This window comes from Acinetobacter gyllenbergii, from assembly GCF_001682515.1.
GTDB lineage: Bacteria > Pseudomonadota > Gammaproteobacteria > Pseudomonadales > Moraxellaceae > Acinetobacter > Acinetobacter gyllenbergii.
Window position 1 is genome coordinate 14,905 of record NZ_KV575273.1, and the last position, 21,956, is coordinate 36,860.

Genomic DNA, 21,956 nt, shown 5'->3' on the forward strand with positions numbered 1-21,956 from the left:
CCAATCAAACACAGAATAAAACATCGAACCAACACAAATCCAAGCACTTAAATCATGAAAACAATAGATATCCACACGCCATTGATTTAAATTTAAACCCAAACCAACGCAGTTCTTTTAAATTTAAAACCCAGGATTACTTTTGAATTTAAAAGCACATAACCACAGTCAGGCTGGTTTTAAATTCAAACCACCCACCTGATTTTAAATTCAAAATCCACAACCAAGTTATCCACAGAAAACCACCACATGTTTTTTAAATTTAAAACCATCGCACATAAAAAAAGCTTAATGAAGTCAACTCCACCAAGCTTTTTTTCGACACTACCTACAACTAACGAATCAAACTCAATACAGGACATTTAAAAGGCGCCTTAGTCCCTCTACCCTGTATCGCCCTATAGGTCAATGCTTTTAAATTATGACGATGTGGTAAATTTTCAGGCAACACAATATCCCAAACCAAGCCCAAATTATTTAAAGCATTTAAAGCCCACCAACCCGGATCAGGCTGATTCTCATAGATTCCTAAAATTGCTGATTCAGGATAAGCATGATGGTTGTTATGCCACGATTCACCCATGGTAATATACGAAGCCCATTTCACATTATGCCCTTGAACAGCAGCACCCATCACCTCATTGTCCATTTCCCCATGATTATGAGCAAAATAACCAATCAACCAATGTCCCATCACAGAAACAACGATACGCGCGGAAATTCCCCAAATCACCCATGCAAAACCACCACAAATAAACAAAAGAATTGCCAATGGCAGCTGTTGCAGCATCCACGTTCTTTCCATAAATTGATAAACCCAATTATCCTTCAAATGAGATTCAGGTTTAAACACAGGTGGGTGCTTTAATCTAAGGTCACAATGTAATTGCCACCAACCATCCTTCATCATATTTTCACCATGACGCAAATAAGAATGGCATTGCTTTTGTCTTTGCGCCCAGTCTCTTAAATCATGGGTGTGTACCATCCCAAATGGCCCAGCCAAGCCAACCAGCACCCCCAGATGAACCAAAAAATATTCTAGCCATTTTGGACACTTATAGCTGTGATGAATCAATTTTCGATGCATTCCCAAAGAATGCCCAAAACACAAAGTAAAAGCTGTCGTTAATATAAATACCAACAGTGCATCGAAAGAAAATGTCAGCGCACCACCAATCAATGCAATCGCCAAATGACTAAACACCCATAAAGATTTTAAAGGTGACCACCGCACCTCACCATCAATCGCATTGGTTAAAGGACTCTGCATTTTTATTCGAGCAATTTCAATTTTTTCGGACATCAGACCCTCCCACAGGCTTAGCCAATTTTTTTATTTAGAATCTTTTTATCTATTTGTTATAACGATTATTCCAAAACAAGTAAATCACTGTTTTCTTTTTATACAATCTCAAATAAAACAACTCAACTCAGCTTATTCTCAGCAAATAAATTTAAAGTCATTCAATATATTTTGAATTCAAATCACCCCCCTTGTTTTAAATTCAAAATCCACAATTAAGTTATCCACACCCCATTTATCAGTTTTTAAATTTAAAAGTTTAAATTTAAAATCAACCTGCAATAAAAAAGCGATCCGAAGATCGCTTTTTAGGAATTATGGATAAGTTTAGAGCGTCATTTCTGCGGTTAGTGCCAATGGGACAGGTAAAATCTGAGCCAATTGACGACATAAATCCGTTAAATCATCTGTATTATTTGGCATCAAGGTAATATGACCCAGCTTACGACCTGTACGCTCAGACTTATTATAGAGGTGTAAATGTGCGCCATTTAGCGCCAAAACATCCTCAGAATTGGGATGTTGACCAATAATATTGATCATCACTGTAGGACGAATGACTTCTGTAGAACCTAATGGCAAGCCTGCAACTGCACGAATATGGTTTTCAAACTGCGAGCAAATTGCACCTTCAATCGACCAATGACCCGAGTTATGTACACGACATGCCATTTCATTGGCATATAAACCTTGTTCAGTGACAAACAATTCAAGCGTCAACACACCGACATAATTTAAGTGGTTTAACAAACGGGTAATATAGTCCTGTGCCACAGGCTGCAAATCGACACTATTCGGTGCAGGTACAATTGAATGCGACAGAATACCGTTATGGTGGTGATTTTCGGCCAATGCCCAAGTTTTCACATCACCATTTTGACCACGTACTGCAATGATCGAAACTTCACGGCTGAATTTGACAAAACTTTCCGCGATCAAGCTTTTCGCAGGACCGAGTTCAGCCCAAGCTGTCTCGATTTGATCTTGCGTACGTAATACGAATTGGCCCTTACCATCATAACCACCTGTTACGGTTTTTAAGACGATGGGTAAGCCTAATTCCGTCACCGCTTGTTTTAAGCTGTCCAAGCTATCCACAGCACGATACGGCGCAACTGGGATACCCAGTTCGTCAAACAAACTTTTTTCTGCCAAGCGATTTTGTGCGGTCGCCAAAGCAAGGCGAGGTGGGTACAAGGTTTTGCTTTGCGTCAACACATCTACATCTGCAACAGGCGTATTTTCAAATTCAAGGCTAAACACATCCGCACTGGCAATAAAATCGTGCAAGCCTTGCGGGTTTTGGCTAGAAAATACAGGACCTAAAATTGCAGCAGGGCAATCCGTTTCTGCTTCAAAAAAAGTACATTGAATATTCAGTGGTAAGGCTGCTTGCGCCATCATGCGACCAAGCTGTCCACCACCAAAAATACCGATGGTTTTATTCATATCTATAACTCTTTTGCTCAGACAAAGTCTTCGCCTTACATTCGGGCAAAGCGTTGCTTTGCTTATCCTCATTCATGACCAGGGATATTATTATTCGACACTTTTTCAGTTTGTGCGGTACGGAAGTCCGCTACATTTTTTGCAATGTCTGGGCGGGTTAAACCTAAAATCTGCGCGGCCATAATTGCTGCATTGGTTGCACCAGCCTGACCAATGGCCAAAGTACCGACTGCAATACCTGCTGGCATTTGTACAATCGAAAGCAATGAATCTACACCATTTAAAATTGAAGACTTTACAGGCACGCCAAGCACAGGTAAATCAGTTTTCGCTGCACACATACCTGGTAAATGTGCTGCACCGCCTGCACCTGCAATAATCACTTGAATACCACGATCACGTGCAGTTTCCGCATATTCAAACAAACGGTCTGGGGTACGGTGTGCAGAAACAACTTCCGCTTCAAATGGGACACCAAGCTGTTTAAGCATATTGGCAGTATGTTCGAGAGTTGCCCAATCTGATTGAGAACCCATGATAATTCCAACAAGTGGTTGAGCGTCTTGTGCTGCGGCCGCATTCATTGCTAATGTTCCAGAGACAAAAATTAAAGAAGATAAATCTCGACGAGAGCCAAGCTTTAGAGGATTCAGAACCCCATTATTATAGACTGATTTTTCATCTCACGAAAATTTAACTGAACGACTGCAACTATATTTTTTAGGAAAAAATGAAATAAAGTGTGCTAACAATGACATAGCGCTATATTTCAATAATAATAGGGGAGCTTAAAAATCAACAAGAGCATTAATAATGAAAAAACGGTTAAGCCTATTGGCAATCACACTTTTCACGGCATACAGCAATGCCGCTTTAGTGAATTTAAATCTCGATGAGTTTCAAAAAACCTTTAAATCGTTAAATAAAGCACAGGGCTATAATGGCGAAATTAACAGTGATGCACTCACGGGTAAAGCCTATGAGAAATTCATTGTCACCGGTTCATCACATACCGATGAAAGAGAACCTGTATTGATGACAGGGTATTATATGAACCCGACTGAACTCGGTACGCTTTATTCAATTACACAGTATCGTGTGTACTGTGACGATGAGACCTATAGCTATGCCTTGTCTAATTTTGAGCCCAATGGTGCATTATCCACAACAACAATGGACAGTGACTATGGCTTTGAATATGAAAATCCTTCGGCAAGAGATCAAAAGTTTAGCAAAATTTTAAAAAATGCCTGTAAGCACCCAGCCAAATAGAGCTGAATGCGTATCTCACAATGGTGAAGGGCTTCAGACCATGTTTGATCCGAGCCATTGTGATTTACTGATTTCTAAAAACGAAATAGACACACCCCATTAAACACAGCATCGCCCAGACATAATCCAGTTTGAAGGGTTGTTTAAATAGAAAAATCATAAAAGGCACAAATACCAATAAAGTCACCACTTCTTGGGTAATCTTCATTTCGCCCAGACTCCAGCCATGCTGGTTGAGCAATTTGGTGGCAGGAATCATAAAACTGTATTCCAACAGTGCAATACACCAGCTAAATAAGATGGCCTGCCAGAGCGGTGCATCATGCAAAATCTTCAGATGCCCATACCATGCCAAGGTCATAAAACAGTTAGAAATAATCAACAAACATAGCGCTAAAAGTGTCGGGCTCAACATCGTGTTCTTTTATCCAAATCAGGGTTGAACAATAGGGAATAGCATGCCAGTAAAATCGTTGAAATATTAGCATCTATCCGCATCATTATAAGTAAACAACAACAACGAATTTTGACTATCTTTTACATGCAAGCCTTGCTATCGTTGCGTTTGATTTTTATTGATAACGACAATCATACATACGATACCGTGCTGTATGAAAAGCAGTGGAGAAGGCGCGTTATGCATCTGCATATTTTGGGTATTTGTGGCACATTTATGGGGTCTTTGGCTCTACTCGCACGAGATTTAGGACATAAAGTCACAGGTTCAGATGCCAATGTTTATCCACCGATGTCGACTCAACTGGAAAATGCAGGTATTGAATTGATGCAGGGCTATGACCGTAGCCACTTGCAACCACATCCTGATCTTGTCATCGTCGGCAATGCCATGAAACGTGGTATTGATGCGATTGAATACATGCTGAATGAAGGCCTGCCTTATATTTCTGGGCCACAATTCTTGGCCGATCATGTACTGCAAGGCAAACATGTACTTGGTGTCGCGGGCACACACGGTAAAACCACCACCACCACCATGTTGGCTTGGGTGCTTGATCAAGCAGGCTTAAATCCGGGTTTCTTGATTGGCGGCGTACCACTGGGTTTCAGTGAAAGTGCACGTTTAGGTGGAGGTCAATATTTCTGTGTTGAAGCAGATGAATATGATTCTGCCTTCTTTGATAAACGTTCTAAGTTCGTTCACTATCACCCTAAAACCGCGATTCTCAACAACCTCGAATTTGATCACGCCGATATTTTTGATGATCTGGCTGCGATTCAAAAACAGTTCCATCATTTGGTGCGTACCATTCCAAGTGAAGGTCGTATTATTGCACCGATTACTGAAACCAATATTGATGAAGTATTAGAGCAGGGCTGCTGGACCCCTGTGGTTCGTACCAGTCTTGAGCCAAATGAGCAAGCCGCATTATCTGCTGAACTAATCAGTGCCGATGGCAGTCACTTTAAAGTGCTTGAGCACGGTAAAGTGGTCGGTGAAGTGAAATGGAATATGACAGGGCAGCATAGTGTTGCCAATGCATTGGCAACGATTGCAGCGGCACAGCATGTCGGTGTCAGCCTTGCGCAAGCCTGTGAAGCCTTATCCAACTTCGGCGGGGTGAAACGCCGTATGGAGCTGTTAGGTACCGTGCGTGGCATCGAAGTCTATGATGACTTTGCCCATCACCCAACGGCGATTGAAACCACACTCGATGGCGCACGTAAACGTCTAGGTGAACGTAAGTTGTGGGCGATCATTGAACCACGTTCTAACACCATGCGTATGGGTAGCCATAAAGATGGTTTAGCACATTCTGCACGTTTGGCCGATGAAGTGATTTGGTATCAACCAGAGGGCTTGGATTGGGATTTACAACCGGTGATCTCAGCATCAGCAAACAAGGCTGAAGTCAGCCGCTCTTTAGATGAGATCATTGCCCGTGTGGTCAATGAAGCAGGTGAGGGCGATGCGGTGGTGATCATGTCCAATGGTGGTTTTGGTGGTTTACACCAAAAGTTAATTACGGCTTTGTCGTAATTAACCTCAACACTTTCTCTAACTTATTGAAAAACTATTGTCTCAACGGAGTCTTGCAAGTTCTTATCTAATTTCTGGATCAGCCTGCGGCTCGCCCTACTTTTCTTTCGGGAAAAGTAGGCAAAACCATTGTCATCTGCAAAACCTGTCCTCTTCTTGCATTGATCAACATATATCGCAGAAACAGTCTCTTACTTAAACCACGCAGGTTGCAGATGACGTTTCCGAGTATCACATTTCCTCGAAGTTATATTAATTCAGATCGCGACAGGCGGCATCCATGCCGAATAAACATATTTGTCCAATCCATTTTAAATGGCAATCAACTCAGTTTATTCACCAATTTTAACGGCAAAATCTTCATTGCAATCCCCATTGGTAACCACGGCCACTGCGGTACATAAGCCTTCACAGGTTCCTTCTCAATGGCTTTGACCAAGGCCTTGCTTCCTGTTATCTCATCCACCTCAAATGGTAATTTCTTGGCACCTTCATTTAATTCAGTGCGAATATAACCTGGGAAAATCGTTGAGACTTTAATTGGGGTATGCAGCAACTCCGCACGAATCCCTTCCGCCAAATGCGCTACAGCGGCCTTACTGGCAGCATAGGTCGATAAATGCTTCGGTAAACCACGCATCGCACTCATCGAAGAAATCACCACCAAATGGCCTTTATTTTGCGCTCTAAAGATTTCAACCGCGGCTTCACACTGTGCCAAGGCCGAGATAAAGTTGGTTTCCGCGGTAGCGCGGTTCACCTCAAAATGCCCTTTACCAATACGGCGACCATCGCCAACACCAGCATTGACAATAATTCGGTCAATCGTGCCAAATTCTTGCTGAAAGGCATGAAAAACCGTGAACACATCATCGTAATGGGTCACATCTAGGGTTTTAATCTTGACCTGTATCGAAAACTGCTTTTGCAGCTCTTGCTGTAAGGCTTCTAAACGCTCTAAACGTCGTGCGCAAAGCGCCAGATTATAGCCTTTAGCCGCAAATTCACGCGCCATACCTGCGCCCAAACCTGAACTTGCACCTGTAATTAAAATGGTTTTTGCCATGCCTGCCACCTATTTTTTTAAATCCATGTTAAAAGTTCAGCATCACGCGCTTTTAAATAATGATGCTCATTAAAACTGAGTAATTGCAAACGATCATCAGACCAACGCAGTGTAGTGATACTGGCATTGGCAATCGACCAATTCAGTGCAAAAATCTGTTTGGCATTCAGTCCCAACACCTGACCGACCACCACAGAAATCACACCGCCAGAACTAAATACCACGGCTTGACGGGGTTGCGTGGCATCAATATGCTGACACAAACCGTGCAAAGCACTTTGTACACGCGATTGAAAGCCTAACCAGGTCTCATGATATTCATGGTCATATTGCTCTCCAATCCAGCGGTCGATGGCTCCATCGAAAATTTTGGCCAGATAAGCACGAGGATTGGCCATCAAATCGACATCCTGTTTCAGCAATTCAGGTTGATTAAAACGCGGTTCGTATTGGGCAAATACATGCTGATGATCAAACTCATTCCAATCCGATTCTGTTTGTATCAGTGCATCCTGAAAACTTTGTGATAAAGCCAGTTGCGCTGTTTGCTGATGACGTTGCATCGAACCTGCCACAATCAGCGGTGTTTGCTTCAGGGTCTGTTTAAAAAAATCACCGACGACCTGTGCCTGCTGTTCACCTTTGGCTGAAAGTTGATCATAACTTGCTGCACCAAAAGATGCCTGCCCATGTCGTACCAAATAAATTGTGGTCATCGTTTTAAAATATCCTGTAGTTTTGCACCATATTCAGCAATTAATGGTCGTGCTTGCGGATTGTTTTGCGCGATCAGTTTTAAAGCCCGAATATGTAAAGCATGAATCATGATCCAGAAATCTTTAAAGGCTGGATTATCGGTTTGCTGATGGTAATAACGATAATAAATCTGTTGCGCAATCACTGCCAAACGGAACAAACCAAACACTTCATAAAAAGCCCAATTGGCAGGCTGTAAACCAGTCTTTTCCAGATAGTAATCCACCACCTGTTGCCGTGTCAGCATGCCTTTTAAATTGGTCGGCTGACGGCGGCTAGATTTCATCAAGGCATCATCGTCCTCTTGAATCCAGTAGGCGAGGGCGCTGCCCAGATCCATCAAAGGATCACCGAGTGTCGCCATTTCCCAATCCAGCACGCCAATCACTTGCGTCGGTTGTTGTGGAGCTAAAATGACATTATCAAAACGCCAGTCATTATGAATCACGCAGGTTTTTGCATCAGTTGGGATATGTTCCAGTAACCACTGACGCACAAAGGCAAAATCAGGTACATTCGGTGTCAGGGCTTTGTTATAACGTGCATCCCAACCTTCAACCTGACGGCGGCAATAGCCTTCACCTTTACCCAGTTTTTCCAGTTCAGTCCCTTGATAAGGGACTTGATGCAGCTCAATCAATTTATCTAAGACATTCAGACAAAGTTGCTGCACCTGTGACTCATCCAACTGTAATTCTTTGGGTAAATTGGCACGTGGAATAATGCCTTCAATCCGCTTCATCACATAAAAATCGCAACCAATGACGCTGTCATCCTGACACAGCGCAATCATTTCAGGTAGCACAGGGTAGAACGGCGCAAGATGCTTCTGCACATTGTATTCACGCGCCATATCATGCGCTGATTTGGCTTTGGTGCCTTTCGGTGGGCGACGTAAGATCAGGTCGGCATTGTCATACTGTAGCCGATAAGTCCAATTCGATGCGCCCCCTGAATATTGGGTCAGTTGTGCCTGTCCTTGCAGATCCACACCTTGGTTTTTTAGCCAGTTTTCAACCGCTGCAATATCCAGCTCTTCGCCATGGCGAACCTGTCCACCGATATCAATCATTGTCATTGTTGTATGTTCCTTATCAACGAGCATAGCCACGTTTTTTCAGTTCTAATTTGGCAATCATGCCTTTATGCACTTCATCAGGTCCATCGGCCAAACGTAAACTACGCGCTTGATTGAAAAAAGCAGTCAGTGGGGTATCGCGTGAAACGCCTTCACCACCGTGAATCTGGATCGCCATATCGACCACATGTTGCAAGACGCTCGGCGCCACCACTTTAATCGCAGAGATTTCTGTCAATGCCGCCATATTGCCCTGCGTATCCATCTTATAAGCGGCGTACAGGGTCAATAAGCGCGCTTGATCGATCTGCACCCGCGCATCTGCAACACGCTCTAAATTACCACCGAGTTTGAGAATTTCTTTACCAAAGGCTTTACGTGACATGCCTCGATCAATCATCAGCTCCAATGCTTTTTCAGCTGCGCCAATACAACGCATACAATGGTGAATCCGCCCAGGCCCTAAACGCCCTTGCGCAATTTCAAATCCTTGTCCTGCACCACCAATAAAGTTGCTGAGGGGTACACGCACCTGGTCGAAATTGACTTGCCCATGTCCATGTGGGGCATCGTAATCACCAAAAACTGGCAACATCCGTTCAATCGTTACCCCTTGCGTGTCGATTGGCACCAATACCATCGAATGCTGATGATGACGGTCTTTGCTAGGATCTGGGGTATAGGCCATGAAAATAATCACTTTGGCATTGGGATCACCCAAACCCGATGACCACCATTTGCGTCCATTCAAGACGATCTCATCACCCTCAATCACCGCCGTGGCTTGCATATTGGTGGCATCACTAGAGGCGACTGCAGGTTCAGTCATGCAGAATACGGAACGGATTTCGCCCGCGAGGAGAGGGTGTAGCCATTGTTGTTTTTGCTGCTCACTGCCATAGCGCCATAACACTTCCATATTGCCACTATCAGGCGCATTACAGTTAAAAACCGTCGGGGCGAGCAGACTGCGTCCTGTCAGTTCAGCGATATGCGCATATTCCTGTACCGACAGACCTGCACCCAGTTCTGCATCAGGCAAGAACATGTTCCATAAGCCCGCTGCTTTGGCTTTACTTTTCAGCTGTTCCAGTTGGTCAGGCCATTGCCATTGCGTCCAGTCGCCATCGACATTCAGATGATGGACGTCGTCCCAGAAGGCTTTTTCAATCGGTTCTATTTCTTGTTGAATAAAGGCTTGCGTTCGTGCAATAAAATCCTGTGCGCGTTCAGATAATGCAAACATCCTCATTTTCCTCAATCTAAAATATGGCGAATATTGATTCGCTGCTTTACATCACCATAAGCGAAAATTTATTATGAATGAAATGATTTTATTTTATTCAAAACTATGAATCAGATTCATAATACCAGCCCACTGGAAGTGGCTCACTTTCATCGTATTGATATCAATTTATATCCGCTGTTTATTGCGATTTTTGAACAAAAGAGCATTTCCAAAGCTGCGCAATTGTTGTGTATCAGCCAATCTGCAGTCAGTCATGCCTTGCAGCGTTTGCGCACACAACTTGGAGACGAGTTATTTGTTCGAAGCGGGCAAAAAATGCTGCCAACACCTTATGCCGAGCAAATTTATCAGCCGATTCAAACAGCATTACTGGCGATTCAACAGATTGCAGTGCCCCAGCAAGACTTTATGCCGAGCATGCTACACAGCCTAAAAATTGCCATTCATGATGAAATCGAACCGATTATTTTTCCACAATTGGTGCATCATTTTGCCCAATTGAATCTGAACATTCAGTTCTTGAGTTCCAAGCTGGATCGTAAAAATATGCTGGCCGATCTCTCAGCGCAACAAATCGATTTTGTGATTGATCTGGTGCAACCGCATCAGGATCATTTACAGTTTGAAAACCTGATTGACGACCATTTTGTGGTGTGTACCCAGCAGCCTGAGATCAGTTTATCTCAGTATTTATCCTCACCGCATATTGGTGTGTCATCACGGCGGACTGGCTTATTGCTGGAAGATATTTATCTAAATCGACAACAGCTGTCTCGGCAAATTTTCCTACGTTGTCAACATTATTCAACCGCACTACAAGTTTTGGCCCAATACCCCGATGCAGTGCTAACAATTCCACAAAGTATTCTGAAAAATCTACATTATGCGAAGCATTTAAAGATCCACGCACTGCCGATTGAATTGCCTAAAATCAACATGGGCATGTATTGGCATGAACATGTCACACATAACCCACGACACCAATTTTTACGCACAGAAATTTTGAAAATTTTTAATTAGAACAGGCGAATGCATTGCTCATTCGCCTGTCTGCTCATCTCCATATTGAGAGACTTTGATTATTTGTTTGATGCCAGCTGTTGCTGATCATGGCAATTGATCAAATACGCTTTGGAAAGCATGAGACGGACAATATAAACCACCGCCATCGCAAAAATCATATAGCCAATATCGGCAAAGAAAAAAGGAATCGAGAAAAGGATCAAAATCGTCATTGGATAAAGCCAACGTCCCCATCCCGACAAATAGGAGGTCTCATAAAATAGCCAAATATAGGTGTTATAAACCACCAAGCAAATCGCAATCATCCATCCCATCATTTGACTAGAAATGTGAGCATGATGTGTTGAAACATCGACCGAGGCCGCTAAAGCTGCACCTAAGACTGCAATACTGATAAAGATAAAAAAATGGCCGTACCCCCATAAAAAAGGCTGCACCCCATGACGTTGATGGTGATGATGACTGCGATCAAAGTAGACCCACCACATGGCAAACATCATCAATAAGCCGCCAATCACTAAAAAGATTTCTTTGAAATTGACATCATGATTGGCAAAGGCTTCCTGAGTGGCAGCAAAACTGCCAATAATCGACTCTCCTAACACAATGATGGTGAGTAGTGCATAACGCTCAACAATATGATGTGGATGCCAAGGTGTCACCGCATATTTTTCGGCATATAGCGGCACAGCTAACTCAGCCAAAACCAGAATCAGGAACAACACAGGCGTCATATGAATGGCGCTGAAATTACCAATTAACCATCCCAACTGCACCAAGACAATACCAATGGCATAGCGATAGGCTGTCACCCTTCGTTCAGGATCATGCTTGGCAACGCGTATCCATTGGGTCACTAAAGCCAAACGCATAATCACATAACCAATGATAATGACATCGAAATTATGTTGTTGAAAAACTGCGGGGATACCCGCCGCCATCACCAATGATCCGACAATTTGGACAAAGGTCAAACAGCGATACAACGTGTCATCATTGTCATAGGCGGAGGCAAACCAAGTGAAATTCATCCATGCCCACCACAGGGCGAAAAACACCATGAAATAGGTCGGTAAAGCATGCCATAAATGACCTTCAATAATCGCGTGATGGAGTTGCTGTCCTGCGGTTGCAATCGCAACCACAAAAATCAGGTCAAATAAAAGTTCTAATGGCGTGGCCGCACGGTGGGCTTCTTCAGGGTCACGGGGGACAAATAATTTCTGCGGTTTATTTTGATTGTTTTCAGCACTCATCTCTTATTCTCTGAACAATATAGGCCTTCACTTTTAAGTTAATCTATCTTCCAGCATTTACCTAATCCTGCAATCACAAAAAATGCTTAAATTTTATGCATTGAACATTTGCTTAAATCGATTATTTATGTAATTCTATGCCTATCTTTGGATGTCATCATCCATAACAGAATTTGACAAGGGGAGTAGCCTCCTCCAAGCCTAGGTTGTGCAACTTAACAATTTAGGTGTCAGAGTTTCGTCATTACACTTTGCAAAAAGTCGGACTCTGAGCATCACAGGTTATCGTGATGTAGGCAAGACCTTGATCATGTTGAAACAGATGTTTTATTTAATTCATCTGGCAACTGGTCAAGGTTTTTTTATGTCCATTTGCCAGATAGGGAGTTGTGATGGAAACTATCGGTAATTTATGGCTGTACGTTGCGTTCTTCGGAATCGTAACGGTCATGCTCATAGTCGACTTTTTAGGCTTTAAACAAAAACAAAACCAAGATGTACCCATCAGGCAAGCGGCTTATTGGAGTATTGCTTGGGTCACTGTTGCCATGATTTTTGGTGGTGGTTTGTGGCTATACCTGCAACAAACCGTAGGCGCAACCATCGCCAACCAAAAAACCATGGAATACTTTGCGGGTTATTTACTGGAAAAATCGCTGGCAATTGATAACGTCTTTGTCTGGCTGATGATTTTTGCGGCTTTTGCGATTCCTCCTGCATTCCAACGTAAAATCCTGCTTTACGGCGTACTCGGCGCAATCATTTTAAGAACCATTTTTATCTTTATTGGTGCTTGGTTCGTACAAGAGTTCTCTTGGGTGCTGTATATCTTCGGTGCGTTCCTCGTCTACACAGGCTTTAAGTTCCTAAAAGGACAGGACGAAGAAGAGACCAATATTGAAGATATCAAGATGCTGAAATGGTTACGCAAACACATGCGGATTACCCCACAGCTAGAAGGCAATAACTTCTTTGTTCGTCAGAACGGTGTGTTATGGGCAACGCCTTTGTTCTTGGTGTTAATCTTGGTAGAAGCGTCTGATGTGATTTTTGCGGTGGATTCTATTCCTGCGATTTTCGCCGTGACCAGTGACCCGTTCATTGTGTTAACCGCAAACTTAATGGCAATTTTGGGCTTACGTGCGATGTTCTTCTTATTGGCAGGTGCTGCAAGCAAAATGCATTACTTACCGTATGGTTTGGGCATCATCTTATTGTTCATTGGTGCAAAAATGTTATTGCTCGATGTGTTCCACATGCCAATCTGGATCTCATTAGGCTTTATCGTACTGGTGTTGAGCATCACCGCGTATCTCTCGTTACGTCATAACAAACGCCAAGAACAATAAACACAAACTATCTCCAAAGGGTCTTCAATGAAGGCCCTTTTTTATTTGAGCATCATCCACTAATTGCAATTTAGGCCATTGCTGTAACCACTGTTTGGATTCAATCCGTTGTTTAAAGATGTCATAGCTGACCAATGCAGGATTCCAACGTAATTTGAGTGCAAATAAATCATGCAGACCAAAGGGTGCGATCAGTTCCAATTCTCCTGAGCGATTTAAGCGGACTGCAAGCGCCGTTGCTGTGTCTGGCCATAGTGACAAAGCCTGCTCAATCGAGACTAGAGGCTGAATTTTTTCGGTCTTATCCTGACCATACCAGGTATGCACCAAGGCCTGATTTACCACATCCCATTGTTGTTCAGGAAAGATTAGCGCTAGTGCGCGCTGTAATTGCTTTTCTCTGCTGTGATCACGCTCAGTTGTATCATGGTAGATCACATCTATATCGCAATTGTTCAAGTCAAAGCTTTGACCATGTAAATGTGCCCATACGGTATTCCGAAGCACACCTGCACTTAAATAAGCCGCAGGATGTAATTGAGCCAATTGCTGCAACATCTCATACAAAGCAGGGGACTGCATAATCAGATCAAATAGTCTGCTTCGATTGCTTTGCTCTGTCTCTGTGTTTCCCCTAGATAAGACATACATTTCGATCTCCCCAAACTGAGTTTCTTTAAATTATGAGTCACATTTATATACCTTTTCAGCACGCGAATTAGACGAATAATCCAGTAACTTTGGCAAAATCAGGTACAATCAACCGAAAAAAGTAAAATTGTAGGTTGTTATGACTTTGGCTACTCCAATCACGGTGATTCGTGGTCGCTTCTTAGATATTCAAAAAACCGTTTCCCAAGCTGCTGAAATTGCCGATCAAGTGCGCTATCTCGAAGATGGTGTCATGATCACTGAACAAGGCAAAATTCGCTGGTTTGGCACGTGGAACGACGCTCAAGCCCATCTTCCTGCAAACGTTGACATTCAGCATTATCCAGAACAATTAATTATTCCGGGTATGATCGATACCCATATTCATTTCCCACAAACCGAAATGGTCGGTGCCTACGGCGAGCAACTTTTAAGCTGGTTAAACACCTATACCTTCCCAACCGAAATCCAGTTCAAAAACCAAGCCTATGCGCAAGACATTGGCAAGTTTTTTGTCAATGAACTACTCAAAAATGGCACCACTACGGCCTTGGTTTTCTGTACGGTACATCCTGAATCGGTGGATGCTTTATTTGAGGCCGCAGCACAGCACCAAATGCGTTTAATCGCAGGTAAGGTGATGATGGATCGTCATGCACCCGAAGCCTTGTGCGACACCGCAGACAGCGGCTATGAGGATTCTAAGGCATTAATCGAGAAGTGGCATGGCCAAGGTCGTGCACTGTATGCGATTACCCCACGTTTTGCGCCAACATCAACGCCTGAGCAACTCGAAAAAGCAGGCCAACTCAAAGCACAATTCCCAGATGTGTATGTACATACCCATTTGAGTGAAAATAAAGATGAGATTGCTTGGGTAAAAGAGTTGTTCCCTGAGCAAAAGGGCTATCTGGATGTCTATCATCACTATGGTTTAACTGGCCAGCGCTCGGTATTTGCGCACTGTGTGCATTTAGAAGATGCGGAATGGAAATGTATGCATGAGACTGATTCTGCAATTGCCTTCTGCCCAACCTCAAACCTATTCTTGGGTAGCGGTTTATTCCCATTGAACAAAACTTGGCAACAACAAGTCAAAGTTGGTCTCGGAACCGATGTGGGGGCAGGGACCTCATTTAGCTTATTGCAAACCGTCAATGAAGCGTACAAGGTACAACAGTTGCAAGGCGATAAACTGTCTGCGTTTGAATCGCTATATCATGCAACCCTCGGTGGTGCCAAAGCCTTAGATCTAGATGACAAACTTGGCAACTTTAATATCGGGAAAGAGGCTGATTTTGTGGTGCTCAATCTCAAAGCAACTGCCTTACAACAATTACGTCAATCACGTTCAAAATCGGTTGATGATAGCTTATTTGCCTTATTCACCATGGGCGATGACCGAAATATTGAGGCAACCTATATCTATGGACAAAAAGCCTATAGCCAAAGCGAAACGCTTAAATAAACAAAAACTTGGGTGGATCATATTGGCCGTCGGATGTGCTGTTCTGTTAAAACGTGACCGTGCATCTGCTCAAAATGAAACATATTCTTCATCATCAAAAGGTGCATGAACGGTAATTTTGTTTTAAAATTGGCAGATTAGCTCAAGATTTCGAGGTGTTGCAGGTCAACACCTTTTTTATTTTCCCGTTTTTAAGTTTTAGGAATCTACCGATGACCATTGCAATGCGCATTATGATTTCAAGTGAAGAGATTCAAGCCAAAGTCAAAGAACTGGGTGAAAAGATCAATGCACACTATGCTCAAAGTGATAAAGAACTGGTATTGATTGGCCTGTTACGTGGTTCAGTTATTTTTATGGCCGACCTATGCCGTGCCATTGAAAAGCCACACGAACTCGATTTTATGACTGTTTCTAGCTACGTCAATGGCACCACGGTTTCATCAAGAGACGTCAAGATTCTGAAAGATCTTGATGGTGAAATTCATGGTAAAGATGTGCTGGTGGTGGAAGACATTATCGACTCAGGCAACACCTTAAGCAAAGTAGTTGAAATGCTGCAAACACGTAACCCGAATTCGATTGAACTGTGTACTCTGGTGAGTAAGCCATCACGCCGTGAAATTCCGCTAGAAGTGAAATTCCTCGGTTTTGAAGTCGAAGATCGCTTTATTGTCGGTTATGGTTTGGATTTCGATCAAAAGTACCGTCATCTGCCATTTATTGGTGAAATCGGTCTTTAATGAGTAGACCGTGACTGGCATTTTATCCATGTTCGCTCCTTACTCAGGTGCCTTAGGGCGCCTTTTTTATGGCCTGATATAAACAAACTTTGCTCAAGAACGCACAAAAATACGACACAAATAGGCAATCCACTACAGACAAAGCACACTCAAATCAAGCAGGATAATAAGAAATACTGCTTTTAAAACAAGGAGAAAAGATAATGTGGTCTCTGATTGTAGCGATTGTTGTTGGTTTTTTTGCTGGTTTAATTGCACGCGCAATACATCCAGGTGATGACAAAGCGGGCTTTATTGTCACGACTTTATTGGGTATCGCAGGTTCATTACTCGCCACCTATGGCGGGCGTTTACTTGGCTTATATGCTGAAAATTCGGCAGCAGGTTTTATTGCGTCTGTGCTAGGTGCGGTGATTATTTTATTCCTTTATAAACTCGTCACCAAAAAAAGTTAAATCCATTCGGAAGGCTCCCCATTCATTTTAATTGATGATTGGGGAGCTTTTTCATTAGAGTCCGAGCTCTTTCCAAATTATCTGAATTTCTTCAGCACTGCGTCCACCCACCATTTTTAAACCATTTGAGAAAATCAAGGTTGGCGTGGCATCGACAGCAAGTTTACGACCGAGTTCGAGGTTACGATCAATCGGGTTGGCACAACTTTTCTCTTTCGGTTGCACATTCTTTTGTAGCAAGTTTTTCCATGCATAAGCTGGATTCGCATCACACCACACCGATTTTGACACCGCGATTGATTGTGGTTTTAGGGCATAGATAAAGGTATAAATCGTCACATCGGTCAGCTTGTCCAATTCAGCTTCTAATTTTTTGCAATATGAACAATTTGGGTCAGAAAACACGGCTAACTGACGCTTTCCATTGCCTTTGACCGTTTTAATCGCATCTTTTAAAGGCAGCTGTTTCCAGTCAATCGAATTTTGTTGAATGACTAAATCTTTGGTCAGGTTCTTTTGATCTTTTAAGCGCACCATAGACCCCACAAACATATGTTGGGCACTTTCATCCAGGTAAATAATCTGATTATCTAGACTGGCACTATATAAGCCTTTCATTTCTGTAGGTTGAATATTGCTGACTTCGATATTGGGATATTGCTGATTTAAATTGTTTTTTAAGCTGTCTACGTTGGCAAAACTCAGCGCTGAAATACAGCTCAATAATGAGAACATCCCAATTTTCTTTAACATGTCTGACACTCAATTCAAAAATCAGCGGCTATTGTAATCAGTCTCAAGCCACTCAACAGTTCAGCTTACTCAGTAACAACCAAAACTCAACCAATTCATGCGATGTTTCACGTGGAACGTTCGTTTATCCTGTTCACATCCCCCATACAGCATGCTGCAAGCGATCGATTCAGTAAAAAACTGACAATTTAGGTCCATCACATTGATAATTATTTAATAATTTTAAAAAGCACATAGATCAACACCTCGCTTTTTGGAATAATTCGTATCATTCAGCAACACAGTGAAAATGATGACGATAAAATGGTCCAAATCGAGTCACATTGATCTATCATCATTCATTTTCAAGAAACAAAAATGTTCCCCTATCGGGATGATTATCATCGTATTACAGCAATGAACTTCGCTTCATTCTAAAAAATTTAGGTAGCTCAATGTATAACGCGGAACTATTAGAAGAAGCCAAAACCTTTATGTTTCACATGCTCAGCAAAGTGGTGGAATATGGAGGGTCTGATTTATTTATCACTGCTGATTTCCCACCAAGCATTAAATTGCAAGGGCTGATGCGTCCATTGGGGCAACAAGCACTCACCGCAGATAAAACCAAGCTGTTTGCCTATAGTTTGATGAATGAAAAACAACGCCAAGAGTTTGAAACAGAATGGGAATGTAATTTTGCCATCAATGTGCCCAATGTTTCCCGTTTCCGTGTCAACGTGTTTAAACAACAGCTACAAATCGGTATGGTGATTCGTACCATTACCTCAGAAATTCCAACCTTTCAGAAACTAAAATTACCAGAATCTCTGAAAAATGTGATTATGGAAAAACGTGGTTTGGTGCTGGTTGTTGGGGGTACAGGTTCAGGAAAATCAACCTCTTTGGCTGCCATGATTGACCATCGCAATGAAAACTCAGCGGGGCATATCATTACCGTTGAAGACCCAGTGGAATACGTGCATAAACATAAAAAATCAATGATTACCCATCGTGAGGTGGGGGTTGATTGTCATTCATGGCAGCATGCCTTGAAAAACACGCTACGTCAGGCACCCGATGTGATTCTGATTGGCGAAATCCGTGACACAGAAACCATGGAACATGCAATTGCCTTTGCGGAAACTGGGCATTTGTGTCTAGGTACATTACACGCTAACAATGCCAACCAAGCACTGGACCGAATTATTAACTTTTTCCCAGAAGAGCGTCGCAATCAATTACTGATGGATCTTTCATCCAATATGAAAGGGATTATTTCGCAACGCTTGGTACGTACCGAAGATGGCAAAGGTCGTCGTGCTGCAATTGAAATTTTGTTGAATACCCCATTAATTGCAGACAATATTCTCAAAGGGCAGTTCCACGCACTGAAAGAGATTATGAGCAAATCGCGTGAGTTGGGTATGCAAACCTTCGACCAAGCCTTATTTGAGCTGTATAACGAAGGCGCAATTAGCTATGATGAAGCCTTACGCAATGCCGATTCAGTCAATGAATTGCGTTTGCAGATCAAGCTAAAAAGTACTCGCCAAGAAGGCGCACCGGCCGCCATGATGACCGCGTTAAATGTGGTACAAGAAGAAAAAACAGAGGAAGAACAAGAAGAAGGTTGATCAACAATGGCTTAGATCATCACGATCTAAGCCTTTTATTTATATGAATTTTAATTAGATTTTAGATGGCCGCCATTCTCCAATAACTGCATGTCGTTCATCTTCATAAGAGACGGCAAGATGTGAGACTAAACGGCATGGATCACATTTAAAAGTAAAATTATAAAAAACATTCACTTTTGCATCCGTATCTATACTCCATTTTTGACCACAAGCTGGGCACAGCCGAGCATCTTCATTCTTTTTACGTCCCCAATAACGCTTAACGTAATAGTACGTAGGTACACCTGTAACTTCTTCAATATATTTACAGATTTTTTGACCTGTTTTTGCTAACTCACTATCTGGAGTTGCCAATTGTTTATAAGCTATTTTTTCCAAAGCGCCACTATGTATCCAAGCTTGATCATAGATCTTATATTCTTGTTGCCAAAAAAATATTTCTTCTCGTTGCTGATGCTCTCCTGAAAGAAGAAAAATCGGTATTGGATAACCATTATCCCCTCGACACACAGGTGACTGCCAATCATTCATATGGGTATAAAGGTAAAGGAAAGTAGCATTTTGCCAATGGGTATTTTTTTCTGGAACATCATCATCAATACATTCCCATAATGGTTCACAATCAAACAACTCAGTAATGCGTTTCAATCGTTCAATACCATATTTGCAATGATATTCTTTTAAATTTGCATCAAGACCTTGCAGATTGATATAGGTACACAACAGGCCTTGATGTACGATCAAATAGTACTCACCGCAGACTTGACCATTATGTAATAAAGCCGAAAGATAATCCTCAACCAACCATTCGGCTTGTTCTCGATTTGTTTTTGTAATTGGCCCAAAAATCACTTTATAAGCAATCATTTTTAACTCATCAGAAATTTTGTAATAAGAAAAATCAGCAATAAAAGTATAATAATTACACTAAATTTTATTATCAGTATATTTTAGAATAAAAAGTACTAATTCATTATAAATTAGTACTTTTATCTTGTTTTATGATTGTTAAAATGGCTTAAATACTTGATTACTTCCCAATACAGAACGAACCAAAAATCTTGCCGAGCAAATCATCGGCACTGAAATCACCGGTGATTTCACCCAATGCATTTTGCGCCAAACGCAATGACTCAGCCACCAGCTCACCAGCGTTAAACACCACCAACTGCTCACGTGCCTCAGACAAATAGCGCTGAGTGCGCTTCATTGCGTCTAAATGACGTGTTCGGGCGATAAAGGTGTCTTCCTCAGGTTGGAAGCCCGCATGCGCTGTAATCGCATCTATGAGCGCCTGAACCCCCATATCCTGTTTGGCTGAGACACTAATATGACGGAAGCCCTGATAATCGGTCATTTCCGCCTGTTGTCCAGTTAAATCGCATTTATTCCCAATCAACAATAAACGCTTTGGCTCCAGATGATCAGCAAAATATTCATGTGCCAGCTGTAAAGGTTCATCGCCTTGATTCAAGTCATACACCAACAGCAATAAATCAGCCTGTTCAATTTCCTTGATCGCACGACGAATCCCTTCCTGCTCGACGATATCGCCCGTTTCACGTAAGCCTGCAGTATCGGTTAAAGTCATCGGCAAGCCATTTAAACTGATCTTTTCATGCAGCACATCACGGGTAGTCCCTGCAATATCGGTCACAATGGCACGTTCATGGCCAGCGAGTGCGTTTAATAGGCTCGATTTACCCGCATTGGGCTTACCCGCAATCACCACCTGTAAACCTTCACGTAGCAATTGGCCTTGGCGTGCAGACTGCTGTACCGCTTGAACCGAGCCCTGTACACCATCCAGCAAGGCCAAAATCTTGCCATCGGCCAGGAAATCAATTTCTTCTTCGGGGAAATCAATCGCAGCTTCAACATGCAACCGTAAGTGAATCAGTTGCTCTAAAACCATATTAATTTTGGTTGAAAATGCACCTTGTAAAGAGCGTACTGCTGAACGTGCTGCCGCCTGTGAAGTGGCATCAATCAAATCGGCAATCGCTTCGGCTTGTACCAAGTCCATCTTGCCATTTTCAAAGGCACGCATGGAAAATTCACCCGCCTTTGCGGCTGTCGCCCCCAAATCGAGTAAACGTGCTAACAGGGCATTTTGAATGACAGGACCACCATGACCTTGTAATTCCACCACATCTTCCCCGGTAAAGGAATGTGGGTTTGGAAAACACAATACAATGCCTTCGTCCATTACCGAGCCATCGGCATCACAAAACTGACGGAAACCAGCCATGCGTGCCGCAGGGAGCTTTTTCTGGGTCAGTTGCTCTGCAATCACATAAGCTTTCGGTCCAGAGAGTCGAATCACCCCCACACCACCACGACCTAATGGAGTAGCAATCGCAGCAATTGTGGTTTGATGTTGCATGTTAAATTCACCTAAAAAAAGCAAGGGTTGTTGGGTTCAAACCCTAAATACAGACAAAGAAAAATCCGCCTAAGATTA

The 21,956-nt window shown here is 42.6% G+C and carries 21 protein-coding genes; 8 read left to right on the plus strand and 13 right to left on the minus strand.

The genetic code is table 11. From position 1 onward, the window contains the following. Nucleotides 1-334 precede the first annotated feature (334 nt). The 3 genes from NG55_RS20050 to purE form a co-directional block, all read right to left on the minus strand. Complete coding sequence (locus NG55_RS20050; protein ID WP_065344230.1) at nucleotides 335-1,306, minus strand: acyl-CoA desaturase; 972 nt, start codon at nucleotides 1,304-1,306, stop codon at nucleotides 335-337. 327 nt (nucleotides 1,307-1,633) lie between these two features. Beyond that, nucleotides 1,634-2,755 carry a 5-(carboxyamino)imidazole ribonucleotide synthase gene (locus NG55_RS20055; RefSeq protein WP_016543233.1) on the minus strand — a complete coding sequence of 374 codons (1,122 nt, stop codon included), beginning with the start codon at nucleotides 2,753-2,755 and terminating at the stop codon, nucleotides 1,634-1,636. A gap of 68 nt (nucleotides 2,756-2,823) precedes the next feature. Next, entirely contained in the window at nucleotides 2,824-3,339 is a 516-nt protein-coding gene (gene purE, locus NG55_RS20060; RefSeq protein ID WP_004656816.1) for a 5-(carboxyamino)imidazole ribonucleotide mutase, read from the minus strand. Between the two features lie 229 nt (nucleotides 3,340-3,568). On the opposite strand from purE, the gene NG55_RS20065 reads away from it, so the two are divergent. Next, the gene (locus NG55_RS20065; RefSeq protein WP_016543232.1) at nucleotides 3,569-4,027 is read left to right on the plus strand and encodes a hypothetical protein; all 459 of its coding nucleotides are present in this window, start codon (nucleotides 3,569-3,571) and stop codon (nucleotides 4,025-4,027) included. Nucleotides 4,028-4,091: 64 nt separating this feature from the next. On the opposite strand, the gene NG55_RS20070 is transcribed toward NG55_RS20065, so the two are convergent. After that, a complete protein-coding gene (locus NG55_RS20070; RefSeq protein WP_016543231.1) occupies nucleotides 4,092-4,442 on the minus strand; it encodes a DMT family protein in 351 nt (116 codons plus the stop codon). A gap of 222 nt (nucleotides 4,443-4,664) precedes the next feature. On the opposite strand from NG55_RS20070, the gene mpl reads away from it, so the two are divergent. Then, the gene (mpl, locus tag NG55_RS20075) at nucleotides 4,665-6,026 is read left to right on the plus strand and encodes a UDP-N-acetylmuramate:L-alanyl-gamma-D-glutamyl-meso-diaminopimelate ligase (RefSeq protein WP_065344231.1); all 1,362 of its coding nucleotides are present in this window, start codon (nucleotides 4,665-4,667) and stop codon (nucleotides 6,024-6,026) included. Between the two features lie 322 nt (nucleotides 6,027-6,348). Here mpl and NG55_RS20080 read toward each other — a convergent pair whose 3' ends face one another. From NG55_RS20080 to NG55_RS20095, 4 genes are read right to left on the minus strand one after another with little or no spacing between them, the layout of a single operon-like run. Further along, on the minus strand, nucleotides 6,349-7,092 hold the full coding sequence (locus tag NG55_RS20080; RefSeq protein ID WP_023271073.1) for an SDR family oxidoreductase: 744 nt from the start codon (nucleotides 7,090-7,092) through the stop codon (nucleotides 6,349-6,351). Nucleotides 7,093-7,109: 17 nt separating this feature from the next. After that, nucleotides 7,110-7,808, minus strand: a complete 699-nt coding sequence (locus tag NG55_RS20085; RefSeq protein WP_065344232.1) for a histidine phosphatase family protein — start codon at nucleotides 7,806-7,808, stop codon at nucleotides 7,110-7,112. Next, the gene (locus tag NG55_RS20090; protein ID WP_065344233.1) at nucleotides 7,805-8,926 is read right to left on the minus strand and encodes a phosphotransferase family protein; all 1,122 of its coding nucleotides are present in this window, start codon (nucleotides 8,924-8,926) and stop codon (nucleotides 7,805-7,807) included. The genes NG55_RS20085 and NG55_RS20090 overlap by 4 nt, the downstream gene beginning before the upstream one ends. A 16-nt stretch (nucleotides 8,927-8,942) precedes the next feature. Further along, the gene (locus tag NG55_RS20095) at nucleotides 8,943-10,172 is read right to left on the minus strand and encodes an acyl-CoA dehydrogenase family protein (RefSeq protein WP_023271076.1); all 1,230 of its coding nucleotides are present in this window, start codon (nucleotides 10,170-10,172) and stop codon (nucleotides 8,943-8,945) included. Between the two features lie 105 nt (nucleotides 10,173-10,277). On the opposite strand from NG55_RS20095, the gene NG55_RS20100 reads away from it, so the two are divergent. Beyond that, nucleotides 10,278-11,195 carry a LysR family transcriptional regulator gene (locus NG55_RS20100; RefSeq protein WP_065344234.1) on the plus strand — a complete coding sequence of 306 codons (918 nt, stop codon included), beginning with the start codon at nucleotides 10,278-10,280 and terminating at the stop codon, nucleotides 11,193-11,195. Nucleotides 11,196-11,254: 59 nt separating this feature from the next. Here NG55_RS20100 and NG55_RS20105 read toward each other — a convergent pair whose 3' ends face one another. Further along, nucleotides 11,255-12,454, minus strand: a complete 1,200-nt coding sequence (locus NG55_RS20105; protein ID WP_023271078.1) for a low temperature requirement protein A — start codon at nucleotides 12,452-12,454, stop codon at nucleotides 11,255-11,257. Between the two features lie 392 nt (nucleotides 12,455-12,846). On the opposite strand from NG55_RS20105, the gene NG55_RS20110 reads away from it, so the two are divergent. Then, on the plus strand, nucleotides 12,847-13,803 hold the full coding sequence (locus NG55_RS20110) for a TerC family protein (RefSeq protein WP_016543223.1): 957 nt from the start codon (nucleotides 12,847-12,849) through the stop codon (nucleotides 13,801-13,803). Between the two features lie 24 nt (nucleotides 13,804-13,827). Here NG55_RS20110 and NG55_RS20115 read toward each other — a convergent pair whose 3' ends face one another. Continuing rightward, nucleotides 13,828-14,454, minus strand: a complete 627-nt coding sequence (locus NG55_RS20115; RefSeq protein WP_065344235.1) for a nucleotidyltransferase family protein — start codon at nucleotides 14,452-14,454, stop codon at nucleotides 13,828-13,830. Between the two features lie 139 nt (nucleotides 14,455-14,593). Between NG55_RS20115 and guaD the strand changes: the two genes are divergently transcribed. From guaD to NG55_RS20130, 3 genes are all read left to right on the plus strand, one after another. Continuing rightward, a complete protein-coding gene (gene guaD, locus NG55_RS20120; protein ID WP_065344236.1) occupies nucleotides 14,594-15,922 on the plus strand; it encodes a guanine deaminase in 1,329 nt (442 codons plus the stop codon). A gap of 212 nt (nucleotides 15,923-16,134) precedes the next feature. Further along, nucleotides 16,135-16,665 carry a hypoxanthine phosphoribosyltransferase gene (gene hpt, locus NG55_RS20125; RefSeq protein ID WP_016162105.1) on the plus strand — a complete coding sequence of 177 codons (531 nt, stop codon included), beginning with the start codon at nucleotides 16,135-16,137 and terminating at the stop codon, nucleotides 16,663-16,665. Between the two features lie 203 nt (nucleotides 16,666-16,868). After that, complete coding sequence (locus NG55_RS20130; protein ID WP_016543219.1) at nucleotides 16,869-17,120, plus strand: GlsB/YeaQ/YmgE family stress response membrane protein; 252 nt, start codon at nucleotides 16,869-16,871, stop codon at nucleotides 17,118-17,120. A 54-nt stretch (nucleotides 17,121-17,174) separates the two neighbouring features. Here the strand turns inward: NG55_RS20130 and NG55_RS20135 are convergent, their stop codons facing one another. Next, the gene (locus NG55_RS20135) at nucleotides 17,175-17,873 is read right to left on the minus strand and encodes a DsbC family protein (protein WP_065344237.1); all 699 of its coding nucleotides are present in this window, start codon (nucleotides 17,871-17,873) and stop codon (nucleotides 17,175-17,177) included. A 434-nt stretch (nucleotides 17,874-18,307) separates the two neighbouring features. Between NG55_RS20135 and NG55_RS20140 the strand changes: the two genes are divergently transcribed. Beyond that, nucleotides 18,308-19,489, plus strand: a complete 1,182-nt coding sequence (locus tag NG55_RS20140; protein WP_065344238.1) for a PilT/PilU family type 4a pilus ATPase — start codon at nucleotides 18,308-18,310, stop codon at nucleotides 19,487-19,489. Nucleotides 19,490-19,543: 54 nt separating this feature from the next. Here the strand turns inward: NG55_RS20140 and NG55_RS20145 are convergent, their stop codons facing one another. Both NG55_RS20145 and mnmE read right to left on the minus strand, forming a co-directional pair. Continuing rightward, nucleotides 19,544-20,359, minus strand: a complete 816-nt coding sequence (locus NG55_RS20145; RefSeq protein WP_065344239.1) for a DUF2310 family Zn-ribbon-containing protein — start codon at nucleotides 20,357-20,359, stop codon at nucleotides 19,544-19,546. Between the two features lie 163 nt (nucleotides 20,360-20,522). Continuing rightward, nucleotides 20,523-21,878, minus strand: coding sequence for a tRNA uridine-5-carboxymethylaminomethyl(34) synthesis GTPase MnmE (gene mnmE / locus NG55_RS20150; RefSeq protein WP_065344240.1), 1,356 nt, complete (start codon nucleotides 21,876-21,878; stop codon nucleotides 20,523-20,525). Nucleotides 21,879-21,956: the final 78 nt, after the last annotated feature.